This is a genomic window from Pseudophaeobacter sp. EL27 (assembly GCF_900313025.1).
Classification (GTDB): domain Bacteria; phylum Pseudomonadota; class Alphaproteobacteria; order Rhodobacterales; family Rhodobacteraceae; genus Pseudophaeobacter.
In genome coordinates this window covers 671925-690714 of sequence record NZ_OMPQ01000009.1, presented here as the reverse complement: position 1 = coordinate 690714, position 18790 = coordinate 671925, and the positions used below count along the sequence as shown (strand labels likewise).

16 protein-coding genes and 4 tRNA genes are annotated in these 18790 nt (G+C 56.9%); 16 read left to right on the top strand and 4 right to left on the bottom strand.

Annotation, left to right across the window (positions count from 1 at the left end):
* Positions 1-563 precede the first annotated feature (563 nt).
* The 6 genes from ED661_RS10995 to ED661_RS10970 all read left to right on the top strand — a co-directional run bounded on the left by ED661_RS10995 (position 564) and on the right by ED661_RS10970 (position 7687).
* Complete coding sequence (locus ED661_RS10995; RefSeq protein ID WP_122073926.1) at positions 564-2858, top strand: bifunctional salicylyl-CoA 5-hydroxylase/oxidoreductase; 2295 nt, start codon at positions 564-566, stop codon at positions 2856-2858.
* A complete protein-coding gene (locus tag ED661_RS10990; RefSeq protein ID WP_122073925.1) occupies positions 2855-3580 on the top strand; it encodes an SDR family NAD(P)-dependent oxidoreductase in 726 nt (241 codons plus the stop codon). Before ED661_RS10995 ends, ED661_RS10990 begins: the two co-directional genes overlap by 4 nt.
* The gene (locus ED661_RS10985; RefSeq protein WP_122073924.1) at positions 3577-4029 is read left to right on the top strand and encodes a MarR family winged helix-turn-helix transcriptional regulator; all 453 of its coding nucleotides are present in this window, start codon (positions 3577-3579) and stop codon (positions 4027-4029) included. Before ED661_RS10990 ends, ED661_RS10985 begins: the two co-directional genes overlap by 4 nt.
* Positions 4029-4832, top strand: a complete 804-nt coding sequence (locus ED661_RS10980) for an enoyl-CoA hydratase family protein (RefSeq protein ID WP_122073923.1) — start codon at positions 4029-4031, stop codon at positions 4830-4832. The genes ED661_RS10985 and ED661_RS10980 overlap by 1 nt, the downstream gene beginning before the upstream one ends.
* Before the next feature lie 79 nt (positions 4833-4911).
* Positions 4912-6072, top strand: coding sequence for an acyl-CoA dehydrogenase family protein (locus ED661_RS10975; protein WP_122073922.1), 1161 nt, complete (start codon positions 4912-4914; stop codon positions 6070-6072).
* Between the two features lies 1 nt (position 6073).
* Complete coding sequence (locus ED661_RS10970; RefSeq protein ID WP_122073921.1) at positions 6074-7687, top strand: AMP-binding protein; 1614 nt, start codon at positions 6074-6076, stop codon at positions 7685-7687.
* Between the two features lie 59 nt (positions 7688-7746).
* Here ED661_RS10970 and ED661_RS10965 read toward each other — a convergent pair whose 3' ends face one another.
* Complete coding sequence (locus ED661_RS10965; RefSeq protein ID WP_122073920.1) at positions 7747-8331, bottom strand: NAD(P)H-dependent oxidoreductase; 585 nt, start codon at positions 8329-8331, stop codon at positions 7747-7749.
* A gap of 151 nt (positions 8332-8482) precedes the next feature.
* On the opposite strand from ED661_RS10965, the gene ED661_RS10960 reads away from it, so the two are divergent.
* Positions 8483-9049, top strand: a complete 567-nt coding sequence (locus ED661_RS10960; RefSeq protein ID WP_122073919.1) for a TetR/AcrR family transcriptional regulator — start codon at positions 8483-8485, stop codon at positions 9047-9049.
* A gap of 28 nt (positions 9050-9077) precedes the next feature.
* Here the strand turns inward: ED661_RS10960 and ED661_RS10955 are convergent, their stop codons facing one another.
* A complete protein-coding gene (locus tag ED661_RS10955; protein WP_122073918.1) occupies positions 9078-9695 on the bottom strand; it encodes a glutathione S-transferase in 618 nt (205 codons plus the stop codon).
* Between the two features lie 187 nt (positions 9696-9882).
* On the opposite strand from ED661_RS10955, the gene ED661_RS10950 reads away from it, so the two are divergent.
* The 6 genes from ED661_RS10950 to ED661_RS10925 all read left to right on the top strand — a co-directional run bounded on the left by ED661_RS10950 (position 9883) and on the right by ED661_RS10925 (position 12474).
* On the top strand, positions 9883-10455 hold the full coding sequence (locus tag ED661_RS10950; protein WP_122073917.1) for a histidine phosphatase family protein: 573 nt from the start codon (positions 9883-9885) through the stop codon (positions 10453-10455).
* A 74-nt stretch (positions 10456-10529) separates the two neighbouring features.
* A tRNA-Val gene (locus tag ED661_RS10945) sits at positions 10530-10605 on the top strand.
* Positions 10606-11005: 400 nt separating this feature from the next.
* Complete coding sequence (locus tag ED661_RS10940; RefSeq protein ID WP_162930113.1) at positions 11006-11749, top strand: hypothetical protein; 744 nt, start codon at positions 11006-11008, stop codon at positions 11747-11749.
* 373 nt (positions 11750-12122) lie between these two features.
* A tRNA-Asp gene (locus tag ED661_RS10935) sits at positions 12123-12199 on the top strand.
* A gap of 75 nt (positions 12200-12274) precedes the next feature.
* Positions 12275-12351 (top strand) — tRNA-Asp (locus ED661_RS10930).
* A gap of 46 nt (positions 12352-12397) precedes the next feature.
* Positions 12398-12474, top strand: a tRNA-Asp gene (locus ED661_RS10925).
* 150 nt (positions 12475-12624) lie between these two features.
* Here ED661_RS10925 and ED661_RS10920 read toward each other — a convergent pair.
* Both ED661_RS10920 and ED661_RS10915 read right to left on the bottom strand, forming a co-directional pair.
* Positions 12625-12846 (bottom strand): hypothetical protein, encoded by a 222-nt coding sequence (locus tag ED661_RS10920; RefSeq protein WP_122073915.1) that lies wholly within the window; start codon positions 12844-12846, stop codon positions 12625-12627.
* 176 nt (positions 12847-13022) lie between these two features.
* A complete protein-coding gene (locus ED661_RS10915; protein WP_122073914.1) occupies positions 13023-14414 on the bottom strand; it encodes a M20/M25/M40 family metallo-hydrolase in 1392 nt (463 codons plus the stop codon).
* A 492-nt stretch (positions 14415-14906) separates the two neighbouring features.
* On the opposite strand from ED661_RS10915, the gene hemA reads away from it, so the two are divergent.
* The 3 genes from hemA to ispG all read left to right on the top strand — a co-directional run bounded on the left by hemA (position 14907) and on the right by ispG (position 18769).
* The gene (gene hemA, locus ED661_RS10910; RefSeq protein ID WP_122073913.1) at positions 14907-16130 is read left to right on the top strand and encodes a 5-aminolevulinate synthase; all 1224 of its coding nucleotides are present in this window, start codon (positions 14907-14909) and stop codon (positions 16128-16130) included.
* Positions 16131-16261: 131 nt separating this feature from the next.
* Positions 16262-17473, top strand: a complete 1212-nt coding sequence (locus tag ED661_RS10905) for a RodZ domain-containing protein (protein ID WP_122074112.1) — start codon at positions 16262-16264, stop codon at positions 17471-17473.
* Between the two features lie 168 nt (positions 17474-17641).
* Positions 17642-18769: a flavodoxin-dependent (E)-4-hydroxy-3-methylbut-2-enyl-diphosphate synthase gene (gene ispG, locus ED661_RS10900; RefSeq protein ID WP_122073912.1), complete on the top strand. Its 1128-nt coding sequence runs from the start codon at positions 17642-17644 to the stop codon at positions 18767-18769.
* Positions 18770-18790: the final 21 nt, after the last annotated feature.

Here is an 18790-nt window from a genome sequence, read left to right as displayed (position 1 = left end):
CCTAGGGCATTGGCCTAAGTGTTCACTTGAACTTTCTCTCTCCGTCCCCTCTACCATTTTGTCTGGACTATGCCCAGTTTGGGCGTTTTCCAGATACTCTTCATTGTGATATTCCGTAAAATTTCAGCAATCTATCGTAAATGTCTGTCAAAATTTGTGTTTTTTCAACCTTTAGCGCCAAGCCGGGCGGATCGCCGGGGGGCGGTAGCACAGAGGGACCAAAGTGCGGAGCATTTTTCCCGAATTCCTATGTGGAGCCTGATGAAGCCCTGTCTCTGTCTCAACAAGTCGGCGGTTTATCCTGTGTTCGTCCACAGTGTTATCCACATAAGTTCACCTTTTAATATTTTGTTAATAAAGATAAAATCATCACTCCCTGTAGTGTGGGTGCAGGTCAGTATGATGGCTTACATTACCTTCTGTGCTCACGGGGGAGGCTGCCCAGCTTTGCAGGCTGGAGGGGGGAGAGATTGTTAAAACCTTCAAGTATGAAACTTTAAGCTTGAAAGTTTTTCCCGCTGACTTATCCTGAATAGATATTCTGGTTTCAGGGAAGTGCTGTCATGAAAGTCGCATGTTTGGGAGGGGGGCCTGCGGGGCTCTATTTTGCAATCTCGCTAAAGCTGCGACAGCCTGAGACCGAAGTAACGGTTTTTGAGCAAAACAAAGCGGATGATACCTTTGGTTGGGGCGTGGTGCTGTCAGATGATGCGCTCGATAATCTCAGTCAAAATGACCCGCAAAGCGCCCAGGCGATCAAAGAGAGTTTTGCTTATTGGGACGACATCGCTGTCGTGCAAGAGGGGGTGAGGACCGTCTCTGAAGGGCATGGTTTTGCGGGCATTGGCCGCAAGAAGATGCTGTTGGTCTTGCAGGAGCGCGCGAAAGAGCTGGGCGTCGATCTTCAGTTTGAAACCCGGGCAAAGCCTGCTTCGGCCTATCAATCCGATTATGACGTTGTTGTTGGTTGCGACGGGTTGAACTCTGCCGTTCGCAGCGAGTTTGCCGACCACTTCAAACCCAATATTGACGTGCGACCCTGCAAGTTTATCTGGCTTGGCACCCATCAGAAGTTTGATGATGCATTTACCTTTGTATTTGAAAAAACCAAACATGGCTGGGTCTGGATCCACGCTTACCAATTCGACGATGACACCGCGACCGTGATTGTGGAATGTTCTGGCGAGACCTGGGAACGCTGGGGATTTGAGGACATGTCCAAGGAGGAGATCATCCGCACCTGCGAGGAGATCTTTGCCGATCATCTTGGCGGCCATGCGCTGATGTCCAATGCTGATCACCTGCGTGGTTCGGCGGTCTGGATCAATTTCCCGCGGGTGCTCTGCGACAAGTGGCATCATGAAAATGTGGTTTTGCTGGGCGATGCTTCGGCGACGGCACATTTTTCGATTGGCTCGGGCTCCAGGCTAGCCTTTGACAGTGCTATCGCCCTGGCCGAACTGATCTCTACCGAAGCAAGCCTGGAGCGGGCCTTTGAACGTTACCAGGAGGAACGCCGCCTGGATGTGCTGCGTCTGCAATCGGCGGCGCGCAATTCCCTGGAGTGGTTCGAGGATGTCGAGCGGTATCTTGGCATGGATCCGGTACAGTTCAACTATTCCCTGCTCACCCGCAGTCAGCGGATTTCTCATGAAAACCTTCGTTTACGCGATCCCAAATGGCTGAAGTCGGCTGAGCGGTGGTTTCAGCAAAAAGCAGGAGCACCCAGCGACGCCCCCGTGCGCCCGCCGATGTTTGCCCCCTATCAGCTGCGGGATATGACATTGCAGAACCGCATCGTGGTGTCTCCGATGGCGCAGTACAAGGCAGTGGATGGCTGCCCGACGGACTGGCATCTGATCCATTACGGGGAACGGGCCAAAGGTGGCGCGGGCCTGGTCTACACCGAGATGACCTGCGTCAGTGCCGAGGGGCGGATTACCCCGGGATGTCCGGGTCTTTATGCACCAGAGCATGAGGCGGCCTGGAAACGCCTGGTGGATTTTGTACATCAACAGACCGATGCAAAGATCTGCTGTCAAATCGGCCATTCAGGCCGCAAGGGATCGACCCAGGTCGGTTGGGAGCAAATGGATGCCCCATTGGTCTCTGATAACTGGGAGCTGGTGTCGGCCTCAGCCTTGGCATGGTCACCGAATAATGCCACCCCGCGCGAGATCAGCCTGGCCGAAATGGGTGAGGTGAAGAGGGCGTTTGCCGCTTCGGCTGAAATGGCGGCGCGTTGTGGGTTTGATATGATCGAACTTCATGCGGCTCATGGCTACCTGATTTCCTCCTTCATCTCACCAATATCGAACATTCGGGCGGATTCTTATGGTGGGTCCCTGGAAAACCGGCTGCGCTACCCGTTAGAGGTCTTTGCTGCCATGCGCGCGGTCTGGCCCGCTGAGAAACCCATGTCGGTGCGGATCTCTGCCACCGATTGGCTGGGCGAGGCCGGGGTTACGCCAGAAGAGGCGGTTGAAATCGCCCGTGCCTTCGCGCAGGCCGGGGTTGATATCATTGATGTCTCGGCTGGCCAGACCTCTATCGAGGGACAGCCAGTCTATGGCCGCATGTTCCAGACGCCCTTCTCGGATCGCATCCGCAATGAGGCGGCACTGGCGACTATGGCCGTGGGCAATATCTACGAGGCGGATCATGCCAATTCGATCCTGATGGCCGGGCGGGCAGATTTGGTCTGCGTTGGCCGCCCGCATCTGGCGGATCCCTATTGGACATTACATGAAGCCACCAAGATCGGTGACCGATCGGGCAACTGGCCCCAGCCTTATGAGGCCGGACGCGACCAGGCCTGGCGGCTTGCAGATCGTGAAGCGGAGGTGATCCGGGCATGACGCGCAGGGTTTTGGTTACAGGTGGTGGCACTGGGATTGGCAAGGCGATAGCCCATGCCTTTGCGGATGAGGGCTGTGAAGTCACAGTGGCCGGCCGCCGCAGGGAGCCGCTGGAGGCGGCCGCAGAGGGGCGCGGGATGGACCTCCGCCTGGCGGATGTCACCAACGAAGAGCAGGTGGCGGCGCTTTTTGAGAGGCCTTACGACGTGGTCATCGCCAATGCCGGCGCTGGTGTCGCGGCGCCCATTGAGGAGGTCTCGCTGGAGGAGTGGCAGCGCACCGTGACGGTCAACATGACTGGGACATTCCTGACTTTCCGGGCGGCACTGCGGGCGGGCATGGAACAGGGCGGGCGGCTGATTGCAATTGCATCGACCGCATCTCTGCAGGGCGGCGCGCAGATCCCCGCCTATGCAGCGTCCAAACATGGGGTGCTGGGGCTGGTGCGTTCAGTTGCGCAAAACGTAGCCAAACGCGGCATCACCTGCAATGCAATCTGTCCCGGCTTTGTTGATACCGAGATGGCAGAAACCGCGATATCCGGGCTTATGGCGCGCTATGAGATCCCCCATGAAAAGGCACTGAAGATGGTCGTGGGCGGCAATCCGATGCAGCGACTGATTACACCAGAAGAAGTGGCCGCGACGGCGGTGTTTCTGGCGTCCCAAGGGGCAGCCTCGGTCAATGGGCACGCCATGAGCGTGTCAGGAGGAGAAGTTTGAGCACGATATCAAAGGATCGGTTGCGGCTCTGGCTGCGGCTGTTGAAGGCAACCCGCAGCGTCGAGAGTGCTCTGCGGGAGAACCTGCGGCAGGAGTTTCAGACGACCTTGCCCCGTTTTGACGTGATGGCGGCTCTGTCGCAACATGGGCAGGGGCTGAAGATGAGTGAATTGTCGAACGTCTTGAAGGTCTCCAATGGCAATGTGACCGGGATTGTCGAGCGTCTGGTCGAAGATGGCCATGTGCTGCGGGAGAAAGTTCCCGGAGACCGCCGGGCCAGCCGGGTGCGGCTTACCCCGGAAGGCGAGGCGGAATTTACCCGTCAGGCCGCCGCTCATGAGAACTGGATTGATGAGATTTTTGCCGCTGTGGCGCCAGAGGCGGCCCTGGGCCTGTCCGAGGCGCTGGATGCAGTGACCCGGCGGTTGGACAAGAAGGAAAACATGTAATGACCCAGATCGACACCAAGCATTTCCTGTGCAGGATTGAGGATGGCATTGCCACGGTTTCTCTGGACCGGCCAGAGCGCAAAAACCCGCTGACCTTTGACAGCTACGGCGAGCTGCGGGATTGGTTCCGGGATTTGCACTATGATGATACTGTCAAGGCGGTGGTCTTTGCCTCCAATGGTGGCAACTTCAGCTCGGGCGGCGATGTGCATGATATCATTGGCCCACTGACCAAGATGAGCATGAAGGAACTGCTCGCCTTTACCCGGATGACTGGCGATCTGGTCAAGGCGATTGTCAACTGTGGTAAGCCGGTGATCGCGGCGATTGATGGCATCTGTGTGGGCGCAGGGGCAATTATTGCCATGGCCTCGGATCTGCGGATTGCCACACCAGAAGCCAAGACGGCCTTTTTGTTCACTCGCGTTGGGCTTGCGGGTTGTGACATGGGAGCCTGTGCCATCCTGCCCCGGATCATCGGCCAGGGCCGTGCGGCAGAGCTGCTCTATACCGGGCGCTCGATGAGTGCAGAAGAAGGTGCGGCCTGGGGTTTTCATAACAAGCTGGTCGCGGCCTCTGAGCTGGAGGCCGAGGCACAGGCATTGGCGGAACGTATCGCTGCAGGGCCGGGGTTTGGCAATATGATGACCAAGACAATGCTGGCGCAGGAGTGGTCGATGTCGATTGAGCAGGCCATTGAGGCCGAGGCTCAGGCGCAGGCGATCTGCATGCAGACGGCTGATTTTGAGCGCGCCTATCATGCCTTTGTGAACAAGGAAAAGCCGGTTTTTGAAGGCGATTGAGCCGCCGGTGTGTCGTTTGAGGCATCGGGGGATGCCTCCGGCGGGAATATTTGGGGAAAGATGATACTGGGAGGGAAAGATGGCAGACCGGAGCTTTTTGAGTTGGCCGTTTTTTGAGGAGCGGCATCGGGAGTTGGCCGATGCGCTGGAGGTTTGGGCTGGGCAAAATCTAAGTGGCATTGACCATGGCGATGTGGATGCGGCCTGTCGTAGCCTGGTTGCGGCTTTAGGCGCGGGTGGCTGGACGCAGCACAGCGGTGCAATGGCGGGGGAAACCCTGGATGTGCGCAGTCTTTGCCTGATCCGGGAAACCCTGGCCCGCCATGATGGTCTGGCTGATTTTGCCTTTGCCATGCAAGGGTTGGGCACCGGGGCGATCTCATTGTTTGGGTCCCAAGCCCAGCAGGCGGAGTGGTTGCCCTTGACCCGCAGCGGCAAGGCGATTTCAGCTTTTGCCCTGACCGAGCCGCAATCAGGATCGGATGTGGCCAATTCCACCATGACAGCCACTCTGGATGGTGATCATTATGTGTTGAATGGTGAAAAGACCTGGATCTCCAATGGCGGCATTGCCGATGTCTATACGCTGTTTGCTCGCACGGGCGAGGCGCCTGGCGCCAAAGGATTGTCGGGTTTTGTTGTGCCCGCAGGTCTCCCGGGGTTTGAGGTGGTTGAACGTCAGCAGGTGATTGCGCCGCACCCCCTGGCCACCCTGCGCTTCAGTGATTGTCGGATCCCCAAATCGGCACTGATCGGCCAGCCCGGCGCGGGCTTCAAAATTGCCATGTCGGTGCTGGATGTGTTCCGCTCGACCGTGGCAGCGGCGGCGCTTGGCTTTGCGCGTCGTGCGCTGGATGAGGCCCTGGAGCGGGTCACGAGTCGGCAGGTGCAGGGGGCACCGCTGTTTGAGTTGCAGATGGTACAGGGGCATATCGCCGATATGGCACTGGATGTGGATGCCGCCGCATTGTTGGTTTATCGGGCAGCCTGGGCCAAGGACAGCGGCGCGGTGCGCGTTACGCGCGAGGCGGCCATGGCCAAGTTGTTTTCCACCGATCAGGCGCAGCAGGTTATCGACAAGGCGGTACAGCTGCATGGCGGTGACGGGGTGCGCCACGGCCAGAAGGTTGAGGAGCTATACCGCGACATTCGCGCCCTGCGCATCTATGAAGGCGCTTCGGATGTGCAGCGGGTGGTGATCGCGCGCCAGACCCTTGGCGCATTTCAGGGAGGCAAGTGAGATGCTAGGAGCGAGCGCACATAGCGATACATTCACCCGGGACAACCTGCCGTCGCAGGATCAATGGCCTGAGTTTTTGCTGGAGGGGTTTGACTACCCGGAGCGGCTGAATGTCGGGGTTGAGCTGACCGATGCCATGGTGGCCAAAGGCTTTGGTGACCATACAGCCTTGATCGGCAATGGCAGGCGGCGCACCTATAAGGAACTGGCAGACTGGACCAATCGGCTGGCCCATGTGCTGAGCGAGGACCTGGGCGTAACACCGGGGAATCGGGTTTTAATCCGCTCGGCCAATAACCCGGCCATGGTGGCCTGCTGGTTGGCGGCAACCAAAGTGGGTGCGGTGGTGGTCAATACCATGCCCATGCTGCGGGCCGGAGAGTTGGGGCAGATCGTCGACAAGGCCGAGATCAGCCATGCGCTTTGTGATACCCGGTTGATGGATGAATTGGTGACCTGTGCCAAAACCTCCAACTATCTGAAATCTGTTGTTGGCTTTGATGGCACCTCTAGCCACGATGCTGAACTGGACCGGCTGGCTCTGGAGAAGCCGGTGAACTATCAGGCAGTCGCTACCGGGCGCGATGATGTGGCGCTTTTGGGCTTTACCTCAGGCACTACGGGATCGCCCAAGGCGACGATGCATTTCCACCGGGACCTGTTGATCATTGCCGATGGCTATGCTCGTGAAGTGTTGGATGTGCAGCCCGAGGATATCTTTGTGGGTTCGCCGCCTTTGGCTTTTACTTTTGGCCTGGGGGGACTGGCGATTTTCCCGCTGCGCTTTGGTGCGACTGCAACCCTGTTGGAGAACGCATCGCCCCCGAACCTGATTGAGATCATTCAGAAATACCGGGCAACCGTCTGTTTCACCGCACCAACGGCTTACCGGGTGATGTTGCAGGCGATGGAGGAGGGGGCGGATCTCACCTCGCTCAGGGCGGCTGTCTCCGCCGGAGAGACCCTGCCATCGCCGGTCTATGAGGATTGGATCGCCAAGACCAGCAAGCCAATGCTGGACGGGATTGGTGCCACTGAGATGCTGCATATCTTTATCTCCAATCGGTTTTCCGATCACCGCCCTGCCTGCACCGGCAAACCGGTCAAGGGCTACCAGGTACGCATTTTGGACGGGGACGGCAATGAGGCACCGCGCGGCGAGGTCGGCCGACTGGCGGTCAAAGGGCCAACAGGCTGCCGCTATCTGGCCGATGACCGACAGGAGTCTTATGTGCAGGACGGCTGGAACGTGACCGGGGACAGTTTCAGGATGGACGCCGAGGGCTATCTGCATTTTGCTGCCCGCAATGATGATATGGTTGTCTCTTCCGGCTATAATATCGCCGGACCAGAGGTTGAGGCGGCGCTGCTGTCACATGAGGCGGTCTCTGAATGCGCAGTGATTGCGGCGCCCGATGAAGCCCGCGGTTCCATCGTCGAGGCGCATGTGGTGCTTACTGCCGGGCATATGCCCTCGGATGCACTGGTGAAACAATTGCAGGACCATGTGAAGGCGGGGATCGCGCCGTTCAAATATCCACGCTCGGTGGTCTTTACCAAAGCGCTGCCAAAGACCGAAACGGGTAAGATCCAACGGTTTCGGTTGAAACCCTAGCGCGGAGCAGGGGCAGGGGAGGCTGCCACTTTGCTGCCCCCCCCCCTGTTTTCCCTATCTCATGCGGCCTTTGCGGCCAGTTTCTGAACGCGCCCAAGCAAACGGTCCACTGTTTTGGGCTTGGGATGTGAGGCTGGGGCAAAGTAGCTGGTTTTGACTGGTTTCAAGCCTATAAAACCGAGGATCTGGCGTTCGGTCTGGCGCAGCATCGCATTGCCATAGAGCAGCCACATCAGGAATTTTGGCGTGTCTGCGGTAACAATCACCCGGCTGCTGCGACCCTTGAGCATTGGGGCAGGCATGCCCATCGTGGTGTTGCGGGTATCAAAGGCCCGGCCAGGCAGCAGGGTGCGATCAAACAGCCCTTTCAATTTTCCGGGCAGCCCGCCCCACCACATGGGCGTGGTGACCACAAAATGCTCACACCATTCCAGGTTCTGGAAAAAACGCTGTAAATCCGGCTCCAGAGGTTTGACCTCCGTGTAGCCGGCATAGCCATAGTCGATATCAAACTTCAGATCATTCAGATGCAGAATACGGACCTCGTGGCCATTGGCACTCGCCGCACGTTCATAGGTGAGGCTCAGGTCCTTGGACAGGGAGGTTTCGGCCGGATGGCCGTTCAGGACAAAGATTCGGGTCATCGGTTGCTCCATTATTGACTGCGGTCATTTATTTGGCAAATACTGACCGTAGTCAATAAATAAATGACCGCAGTCAATTAAATGTGAAATTGTCTTTGGACAAATTGACCATTCGGGACGCACGTGGCAGCAAGGAGCTATGGCAAGACAGATGCAGAAAAGAACGCTGGAGACACGTGCCCGGCTGGTTGCGGTGGCCAGGGAACTGGTGGCGGAAAGCGGTTATACCGCTTTCAGAACTGAAGAGGTGGTCCAGCGCGCAGGTGTTGCCAAGGGGACGTTTTTTTCCCATTTCAAGGATAAAGATGCCTTGATGGATCTCTTGATCGGCGCGGGGATCGATCGGCACCTTGATGACATGGCCCAGGCCACTCCGCCCGATACAATCAAAGAAGTGGTGGCCCTGCACCGGCCTCTGTTGAAATTCATGACGCAGGAACGCTATGTTTTTGACGTCATTTTGCGGCTCTCTGGCGCCGCTGCGGTGGAAGAAATCGGAGCAATTGCCACCACCTTTGGCCGATATATCGACTTGGTCGCTGGCTGGTTTGAGATGGGGCGTTTCCGCAGTGATGTTCCCGCAGTTCTTCTGGCCGAAGGTATGCAGGCTTTCCTGACGCAGGCCATGGCGCTGAATTTCTGTGCCTTGCATGATGATCAGAAGATGGAGGCCAGGCTGGAGGTCTATTTTCAGGCCTGGCTATGCCCAGAGGTCTGATCTTTGAGGTGCCAGGCCCGGCCTGTGGCTAGGGAAACAGTGTAGCCTGATCGCCGTCTTGCCATTGCGGGTATTTCTGCATGATCGCTTCAAACCTGCTGCTGGTCAAAAAACGCTCCAGCCAGGCCTGAAGGCTGGGCCAGGGCTGCGCGTCAAACCAAGTCTTGTCGATGAAAGCAAACTGCCGCACGAAGGGCAGAATGGCGTAATCTGCGATTGAGGCCTGACCAAAGATCCAGGTGTCGATCTGTTGATCGAGATCCGACAAAAACAAAGCGGCCTGCTGGCGCTGTGCTGTCGCATCTTCTTCCGGGTAGCGACTGGCATATTTGGTTCGGTCCAGGGCCTGTTTGAATGGGCCATCGGCCCTGGCAATCCAGTCCCAGCCACGATCAGGCATCATCAGCCAGTGTTCCGGGTCGTTTTGGCGCAGGGCCCAGATCATGATGTCGAGGCTTTCATCGATGACCTGCGCGGGGGTCACCAAACAGGGCACCGTGGCGCTGGGCGAGGCTTCGAGAAAGGCAGCGGGTTTGTCTCGCAGCACAATTTCGCGCAGCTCAACAGGCTGTTCGGCGGAGGCCAGCGCCAGACGGGCGCGCATGGCGTAGGGGCATCTGCGAAAGGAATATAGCGTGTGGGTCATAGGGACGATGGGTTCTCTGTATTTCTTTAAAGCCTGGCCTTTGCTGTTGTCTAAAAGGCAGGAGTTTTTTCGTCTTGTCGAGAGGGAGTTCATGGGGGCTCAGACACGAGGCCTTTCCTTCCGGACAACCCAGCGCTAACTGTGAAGAGATTACACCAAGATTACTATTTTGAGGGCCTGTCGCCACATGACTTCCTTTCCCAAAATCTGGTTTTTGCGTCACGGACAAACCCTGTGGAACGCCGAAAAACGTATTCAGGGGCAGTTGGAATCGCAACTGAGCCCCCTGGGCCAGGCCCATGCAGGGCAACAGGCGGAGCTGATGCGCCCCATATTGGCTAAGGCCCCAACCTGTTACGTATCGCCCCTGGGCCGGGCACGGGAAACAGCAGCGATTGCGCTGGTGGGGGCGGATTTGACCATCGACCCTCGATTGGCTGAGGCCCATGCCGGCGATCTTCAGGGCATGACCCTGCCAGAGGTGGAGGCACGGTTCCCCGAAATATGGGCAGACAACCCCTATCATCTGGATCTGTTCTGTGCCGCGCCCAATGGCGAAGGCTATGCCAGCTTTCATGCCCGTATCCTGTCTTTTATGCAGGCTTTGACAGGCCCCTCGGTGGTTGTGGCGCATGGGTTGCTGGGGCAGGTGATGCGCGGAATTGTTCTGGGGATGTCGCGTCAGGAAATGGCAAAGCTCTCAAACCAGCAGGGCTGTGTCTATGTTCTGGAGGAGGGGCGCGAGCAGCTTTTGCAGTAATCTGACTTTTTTGCAAAAAAATGCCATTGCCCCTCTTGCGCCCACCTCGGTCTTTGTCTAAATCCACGCTCATCGGGTCGTTAGCTCAGTTGGTAGAGCGCTTCGTTTACACCGAAGATGTCGGGAGTTCGAGCCTCTCACGACCCACCATTTACCCCCTTGAAAATAGTCAATTCCCTTTTGGGGGAAGTGTGTTTTGATAAGCGCTCCTAGGTTTTATGAACCTGTGGCTGTTTTAGCGGGCTTTTCGGATCTGAGTGAAAGCTGGAATTTGTGCTGCGTCTTGAAGGCGCTCAAGAGGGGGCACCCTGAGAAGTACTTATCTCTGCGCTTTCTGGCCTTGGGTCTCGTGTCTCATGCTCGCCTGGTTCATTGGGCAGTGCTCAATGCGACGCGTATCCTGTGTCTATTTCATGAGATTTATATCGATCTGGGTGAAGGGCATTGGACTGTTTTTTAGCCGCATGATGCATTGCTAGAGTCTGACGGGGGGTGTTAGGACTTTGCGAACAAATCTGCAGAGTTCCAAAGTATCCGTAGGAGACAACTCTTGTCTAACCCCCGTCCGACATTGACACTCACGCTGCGCCGCACTGGTGGTACGTCTTTGCAGAATTTCTTGATTCAAACCTCGCCGTTTGAATGGGTTGTGGATGAGCCGTTTAACAAAAATCGGATTTGGGGGCATTTGGTCAAGAAATTCCGGGAAGACAAGGATCTTGAAGCTCTTGAAGCCAGTATCGATTTGCTTCTGGAGGAACAGGTTAACATCAAGCATTGCGTCGAGGTTGTTCCGTTCGCGGTGACAAAAGTGTTGATTAAATGCGCCATGAAGCATGGCTATTTTTTCATTGTCTTGTCTCGACGTAACAGTATCCGCAGGCTGAGGTCGCTTTTCATGGCAATTTCGACCGATGCTTGGGAACCCGAACATGAGGCCGAAAAATACCCGGCAATCCTTTCCGGCGAAGTTGAACCTGCTCCGATAAATCTGGATGCGTTGGTCCGGCAATATAGAGGCGACCAGCTAAGGCTCGGACAAACTATCTTTCAGTTGAGGTATCAGAAAGCCGATTACGATTGGCTGGTCTTTGAAGAGCTTTATCAGGGGGAGGAACCCTTCTCAGTACATGCGGCCAAGTTGGCGGCCCGGATTGGCATAGATGTGTCGGCTGAGGGGTGGGACTGGGACAAGCTGAACGAAAGCGGCAAACAGAGCTCTTGTCAGATTGAGAAATTTGTCCCGAACTACGATGCGATGATGGAGATTTTGAAGGAAATCTGTATCGACTAGACTGCTCTAGGTAAGTCAATGAAGCGGACCGGCTTTTGGGGTGTTGTTATAGTCTGTAGGAGGGGCGCGGAAAGGGGTTTAGGCTCTCCTTTGGGTTGCTCTGACTCTGCGCGAGAGGCTTTTCTGGTGCTGACTCGGCGAGAAATGGCAAAGGTGGAAATTGCCGGCATTGGCGAAAGGCGAAGGGCAGGCGAACCTGCTTCTTTTGGTGGCCGGGGATTTCCTCTTTGAAGTGATGAAAATCAAATAGTTACAATGTTCTGACTATTTTTTTTGACCAAACCAACGAAAATGCCAAAACACCGCTTGACGATCCCCGAGCACTGGGAATATTACAGCCCAACATTCAGCAGCGACGCTGGATGGGCAGCACGCGGTTGTAGCTCAGCTGGTTAGAGTACCGGCCTGTCACGCCGGGGGTCGCGGGTTCGAGCCCCGTCAACCGCGCCACTGCCTGCCTGATTTGGGCATACCAAATTCCGCTCCGGATGGGGATGTGGTGAAAGCCACAGTAGAAGAAAATGCGCGGTTGTAGCTCAGCTGGTTAGAGTACCGGCCTGTCACGCCGGGGGTCGCGGGTTCGAGCCCCGTCAACCGCGCCACTTTCTTTTTGTCGCCCTGAGGGGCAGCCTGAAAAGGCAAAGATGCGCGGTTGTAGCTCAGCTGGTTAGAGTACCGGCCTGTCACGCCGGGGGTCGCGGGTTCGAGCCCCGTCAACCGCGCCACTTTTCTGAACTTACCAACCAAATCCTAAACCTACATTCTGTCATGGCAGTCCCGGGTTCTCGGATCAGAAAAAAATAGCGCACTATCGGCTGACAGTGCGCTAGGATAAGGGCCGACCAATTTTGCCTGCCTGTATAGGGGGAGCACCTTTAAGGGGCTGGAGGGACTGGTTCTGCCTGAACATCGTGACGCCAGGAGGTCAGGTCACCATTGACCCATTTGGTCAGGCGCTCCATGTCCAGGCTTTGCTCGGATTCCAAGTGCCGCAGCATGACCCGAACGCCGTGCTGGTAGCCGGCACGGTAGCTTTCTTCAGGATCGCTTTGGGTGCCCTCAAAACCAGCTGGGCGTTTGAACTTACTTTGCGGCATTACTCATCTCCAATCGCAATAGACAGCGCGTTAGCAGCAGTATCGCGAAAATTTGATAAGCAATTCTAAAGAAAGTTCACTTTTGCGCTCAATGCGCGCAAACTTGGGGCGCTGTCCCGTTAGGGGGCTTAGGTGCTGGGAGGGGCCCAAAATTCAGCGGGCTCCTCCCGTGGAGATTACTGTTTGGTCAGGGCGTCCAGAATACGTGCCCAGGAGCGCATGCCCTTGTGGAAACTCTTGAGGTCATACTTCTCGTTGGGCGAATGGATGGCGTCATCGTCATTGGCATAGCCAATCAGCATCGATTCCATGCCCAGGATGGACTTGAAGAACCCGGCGATTGGGATTGATCCCCCCATGCCGCAGAACACGGCTTCGCGGTTCCATTCGTCGGAGAGGGCATGGCGGGCCTTCTCAAACTCGGGGCGGGTGATATCCATCACCGAGGCCCTGGAGCCTTCTTTGTCATTGTCCCAGACCACTTTGCAGTCGGGTTTCAGCTGCGCCTCGATATGGGCGCGGATTTTGGCCTGCAGCGCATCCGGGTCCATGTCGCCCACCAGGCGGCAGGTGATCTTGCAATGCGCCTCAGAAGGGATGACGGTTTTGGAGCCGGCGCCGTTGTAGCCACCCCAAAGGCCGTTCACTTCCAGGGTTGGGCGGGCCCATTGCTGCTCAAGAATGGAGTATTTCTTTTCGCCATGGGCTTGGGTGTAGCCGGCGGTGTCGAGGTAATCCTTGGCGTCAAAACCCGAGGCCTCCCACTGGCGCAGCAGTTCGGCGGGAACTTCGCTGACGCCTTCATAGAACCCTTCGACAGCAACGGCGCCGCTCTCTTCGTCATAAAGCGAAGCAATGATCCGGGAGAGTTCGCGCAGCGGGTTAAGGCCGGGGCCGCCGTAATGCCCGGAGTGCAGGTCGATCTTGGGGCCAACCAAGGTGAACTCCTCCTTGAGCATGCCGCGCAGCTGCGAGGCAATCGAGGGCACGCCGCGAGAGACCATCGAGGTGTCACAGATCAGGGCAAAATCCGCTTTCAGCTCTGCCGCATGTTCTTCCATGAACGGGATCAGGGACGGGGAGCCGCTCTCTTCTTCGCCTTCAAAGAAGAAGGTGATGCGGCAGGGCAGGGAGCCATGGATGGTCTTCCAGGCACGACAGGCCTCGACAAAGGTCATCAGCTGGCCCTTGTCATCTGATGAGCCGCGACCACGGATCACGGTGCCCTGTTCGGTCTCTTCCAGCTGGGGCTCAAATGGCGGGGTATCCCAGAGGTTCAGCGGATCGACGGGTTGCACATCGTAGTGGCCGTAAAACAGCACATGTGGTGCATCGGTGTTTTCTTCGCCAACATGGCCCACGACCATGGGATGGCCGGGGGTCACGCGTTTCTCGGCCTTGATGCCGATGCTGTTGAGGTCCTCGACCAGCCAGTCGGCTGCCTTGTCACAATCGGCCTTAAAGGCGGGGTCGGTGGAAATGGATTGGATACGCAAAAGCTCCAGCAGGCGCTCGGTTGCAGCATCAAGATCTGTGTCAATCCGATCTAGCACGTCGTTAAGGGACATCATGGTCTCCGGAAATTATCGTGGGTTTATGGTTTTCTTGGCGGAACCCTATCAGCCTCCCCTGCGGGGGGCCAGATCTACTACAGGGAGAAAACGCCCTTCAGTCAGGGGTGACCTGGCGGCGCTTTTGCAAGGTAATTCGGGACGAATCTGCGCGATGCTGCCTGATCCTGTAGGTAGGGATTTGGGTGGCAGTAGATCGCAGCAGTGGCGGTTTGGTTTCCAATAGGCGGCTAATTTCGCTTTTGTCGCAGGTCAAATGGCGCGATTGGCGCCAAAGAGGACGCAGGGCTTCTTGCCGTGCTTTTGCTATAGGTCTATTTGACCTGTATCAAAGTTGTGAGGGTGTGAGGCGCGTATCCGGTTGATCAGAGCGCGCACATTTGTTACTCATTCATGAATGTGAATGGGTTTATGACCCGAAAACTGCGTGACAGATACACAGCCTGTGGTGCCTGACGTTGGGCCCCCAAGATAGCTATGGAGAAGCCGGTGGACTATTCCGCGAAACTCGATGCCGCCATTGATCGTCTTCACGAAGAGGGGCGCTATCGCACCTTTATCGACATCGAGCGTAAAAACGGCCAGTTTCCTCATGCGGTCTGGACCCGCCCCGATGGCAGCACTCAGGAGATTACGGTCTGGTGTGGCAATGACTACCTCGGCATGGGCCAGAACCCGGTTGTTTTGCAGGCCATGCACGAGGCAATCGATGCCACCGGAGCGGGCTCCGGCGGCACCCGTAATATTTCCGGCACCACAGTCTATCACAAACGTCTTGAGGCGGAACTGGCGGACCTGCATGGCAAAGAGGCCGCGCTGCTGTTCACCTCGGCCTATATTGCCAATGATGCAACGCTTTCGACCCTACCCAAGCTGTTCCCTGGCCTGATCATCTATTCGGATGCGCTGAACCATGCCTCAATGATTGAAGGGGTGCGTCGCAACGGCGGAGCCAAGCGGGTGTTCCGCCACAATGATGTAGCGCATCTGCGTGAACTGCTGGAAGCAGACGATCCGGCGGCGCCAAAGCTGATTGCCTTTGAATCGGTCTATTCGATGGATGGCGATTTTGGCCCGATTAAGGAAATCTGTGATCTGGCCGATGAATTTGGTGCGCTGACCTATCTCGATGAGGTCCATGCTGTCGGGCTCTATGGTCCGCGTGGTGGTGGGGTGACCGAGCGGGATAATCTGGCCCATCGTATTGATATCATCAACGGCACATTGGCCAAGGCCTATGGGGTGATGGGCGGCTATATCGCCGCCTCGCCCAAGATGTGTGACGCAATCCGCTCCTATGCGCCTGGTTTCATCTTCACGACCTCGCTCTCCCCTGCGGTTGCAGCGGGTGCCGCGGCCTCTGTTGCCTATCTCAAAGACCACCCAGAGCTGCGCGAAAAGCACCAAGAGCTGGCCAAGGTTCTGAAACTGCGCCTGAAAGGTCTGGGCCTGCCGATCATTGATCATGGCAGCCATATTGTTCCTGTAATGGTGGGCGACCCAGTCCACACCAAAAAGCTCAGCGATATGCTCCTGTCGGAGTTCGGCCTCTACGTGCAGCCGATCAACTACCCAACCGTCCCTCGCGGCACAGAACGGCTGCGGTTTACACCATCACCAGTACATGGCCCCTCCGAGATCGACCATCTGGTGCAGGCGATGGACAGTCTCTGGTCGCATTGTGCGCTGAATCGTGCCGAATTGGCGGGTTAGCGCACAGTTTTGTGTTCAAAACAGTTGAGTGTGTTATATTTCCCTTAATGAAAAGGTTCGGGCGAATCATGGGGTGATTCGTTTAGTACCGATTGATGTCGATTGCGGCAGGCTATGATGGGACAGCGGGCATGATTAGGCGCCTCACTTTGCGCAAGTCGAAGGAGCACGAGGAATCCTCTGCTCCCAAGAGCTTCGATGACTATGAACTGCGCCTCGGTGACATGATGCGCGGCGAACGGGCCACCTTGGGGAAATCCCTGCTGGATGTGCAACGTGAGCTCCGCATCAAGGCCTCCTACATCGCTGCAATTGAAAATTCCGATCCTTCTGTTTTTGACACGCCCGGTTTTATCGCCGGGTATGTGCGTTCTTACGCCCGCTATCTGAACATGGATCCCGAAATTGCCTTTGACACCTTCTGCCGCGAAAGCGGCTTTGCTGTGGCCCATGGCATGTCTTCCGAGGCCTCCTCGCGTAAGGTGGCTGCAGCGCCTGTGACCGCAACCGGTGGTTTGGGCAGCGGTGCCTTTACCGCGCCAACAACGCCTTTTGCTCCTGCCGCGAGCGGCATGCTCTCACAGATTGAGCCACGTGCCATTGGGTCGTTGATGGTTTTGGTAGGGTTGATCGCAGGGATTGGCTATGGCGGCTTGAGCATCCTAAAAGAAGTGCAGCAGGTGCAGTTTGCCCCTGTTGAGCAAACGCCGCTGGTTCTGGCCGATGTTGATCCGTTGCAAGGCGTTGCGCGCAGCACTGGCGCGCAGGCCGATGCCGCCAATGAGACAGATATCGCGACAGCAGCGCTGGATCGTCTGTATCGCCCACAGGCACTTGATGTGCCGGTACTGGTTGCGCGCGATGCGCCTATCGCAACGCTGAACCCCGGTAGCCTTGGCAATTTTGCCGTGCCTGAATTGCCCAGCCTGACCCTCGCTGAGGCGAGTGCTCCCTTGGCAGAGCCTTCGGGACTGGTGCCGCAGGTTGTTGAAGCGGTGTCCCCTGGTGTTGAAATGGTCGCCGTGCGCCCCTCCTGGGTGCAGGTCACTGCGGCAGATGGTTCCGTCATTTTTGAGGCGATCATGAATGCAGGCGACAGTTTCTCGGTTCCGCTGACCGAAGAGGCGCCAAAATTGCGCACAGGTGAGAGCGGCGCGATCTACTTTGCCGTCAATGGCAATCATTTTGGCCCTGTTGGTGATCGCGGCCAGGTGAGCAAGAATGTCGACCTGTCAGTGGATGGCGTGTTGGAGCGTTTTGAAGTCGCTGATTTGACTGATGGGAAAAACAGTGCCTTGGCCACCATGGTTGCGGCTCTGCAAACACAACCCGCCTCCGAATAAATCTCATATCAAGCAGGTATTGATGAAAGCTCCCTGATTGGGGGCTTTGCTTGTTGACGACCCAAAGAAAACCTCTCTGTTGGGGGTGGCAAGCTGCCCCGCCCCATTGCAGCGCCAGTGCAGAGACCGTATCTAACTGGCAACGAGGGTCAACCGGGATCAGCCTGCATGTCGATGAATCACATTCGCCCCTGGCGCAATATCGAGCGCCGCAAGAGCCGCCAGATCCATGTCGGGAACGTGGCCGTTGGTGGCGATGCGCCAATTGCGGTTCAGACCATGACCAACACGATAACCACGGATGTGGCGGCCACCATTGCCCAGGTGCAGGCCGCCGCCGAGGCTGGCGCGGATCTGGTGCGGGTCTCTGTACCGGATGAGGCTTCCTCAAAGGCCCTGAAAGAGATTGTCGCAGAAAGCCCGGTGCCAATCATCGCGGATATCCATTTTCACTACAAACGCGGCATCGAGGCCGCCGAGGCTGGGGCTGCCTGTCTGCGAATTAATCCAGGTAATATCGGTGATGAAAAACGCGTGGCCGAGGTGATCAAGGCGGCGCGCGATCATGACTGCGCTATCCGGATTGGCGTCAATGCAGGCTCGCTGGAAAAGCACCTGCTCGACAAATACGCAGAGCCCTGTCCGGATGCCATGGTGGAAAGCGGGCTGGATCACATCAAGATCCTGCAGGATCACGACTTTCACAACTTCAAGATCTCGCTCAAGGCCTCGGATGTCTTTATGACCTCCGCCGCCTATATGCAGCTGGCCGAGGCCACAGATGCGCCAATCCATATTGGCGTGACCGAGGCAGGAGGCTTTGTTTCCGGAACTATCAAATCCGCGATCGGGCTGGGGCAGCTTTTGTGGATGGGCATTGGTGACACCCTGCGGGTCAGCCTCTCGGCGGATCCGGTTGAGGAGGTCAAGGTTGGCTTTGAGATCCTCAAATCCCTTGGGCTGCGCCATCGCGGCGTCAATATCATTTCGTGCCCCTCCTGCGCGCGGCAGGGGTTTGATGTGATCAAGACGGTTGAAGCGCTAGAGGAGCGTCTGGCCCATATCCACACGCCGCTGAGCCTGTCGATCATCGGCTGTGTGGTGAATGGCCCTGGCGAGGCGCTGATGACCGATGTTGGCTTTACCGGCGGCGGTGCCGGATCGGGCATGGTCTATCTTGCAGGCAAGGCCAGCCACAAGATGAGCAATGAGGCCATGGTGGACCATATTGTCGAAGAGGTGGAGAAAAAGGCCGCTGAAATCGACGCCAAAGAGGCCTTGGAGGCCGAGGGCTGATCAGCGCCTTAAAGCGCGGCT

Coding starts and splice junctions, on each gene's coding strand:
- ED661_RS10995 (WP_122073926.1), top strand. CDS start 564: ATGAAAGTCGCATGTTTGGGAGGGGGGCCTGCGGGGCTCTATTTTGCA.
- ED661_RS10955 (WP_122073918.1), bottom strand. CDS start 9,695: ATGACCCACACGCTATATTCCTTTCGCAGATGCCCCTACGCCATGCGC.
- ED661_RS10905 (WP_122074112.1), top strand. CDS start 16,262: ATGATTAGGCGCCTCACTTTGCGCAAGTCGAAGGAGCACGAGGAATCC.
- ED661_RS10950 (WP_122073917.1), top strand. CDS start 9,883: ATGACTTCCTTTCCCAAAATCTGGTTTTTGCGTCACGGACAAACCCTG.
- ED661_RS10920 (WP_122073915.1), bottom strand. CDS start 12,846: ATGCCGCAAAGTAAGTTCAAACGCCCAGCTGGTTTTGAGGGCACCCAA.
- ED661_RS10990 (WP_122073925.1), top strand. CDS start 2,855: ATGACGCGCAGGGTTTTGGTTACAGGTGGTGGCACTGGGATTGGCAAG.
- ED661_RS10980 (WP_122073923.1), top strand. CDS start 4,029: ATGACCCAGATCGACACCAAGCATTTCCTGTGCAGGATTGAGGATGGC.
- ED661_RS10970 (WP_122073921.1), top strand. CDS start 6,074: ATGCTAGGAGCGAGCGCACATAGCGATACATTCACCCGGGACAACCTG.
- ED661_RS10965 (WP_122073920.1), bottom strand. CDS start 8,331: ATGACCCGAATCTTTGTCCTGAACGGCCATCCGGCCGAAACCTCCCTG.
- ED661_RS10915 (WP_122073914.1), bottom strand. CDS start 14,414: ATGTCCCTTAACGACGTGCTAGATCGGATTGACACAGATCTTGATGCT.
- ED661_RS10960 (WP_122073919.1), top strand. CDS start 8,483: ATGCAGAAAAGAACGCTGGAGACACGTGCCCGGCTGGTTGCGGTGGCC.
- ED661_RS10975 (WP_122073922.1), top strand. CDS start 4,912: ATGGCAGACCGGAGCTTTTTGAGTTGGCCGTTTTTTGAGGAGCGGCAT.
- ispG (WP_122073912.1), top strand. CDS start 17,642: ATGTCGATGAATCACATTCGCCCCTGGCGCAATATCGAGCGCCGCAAG.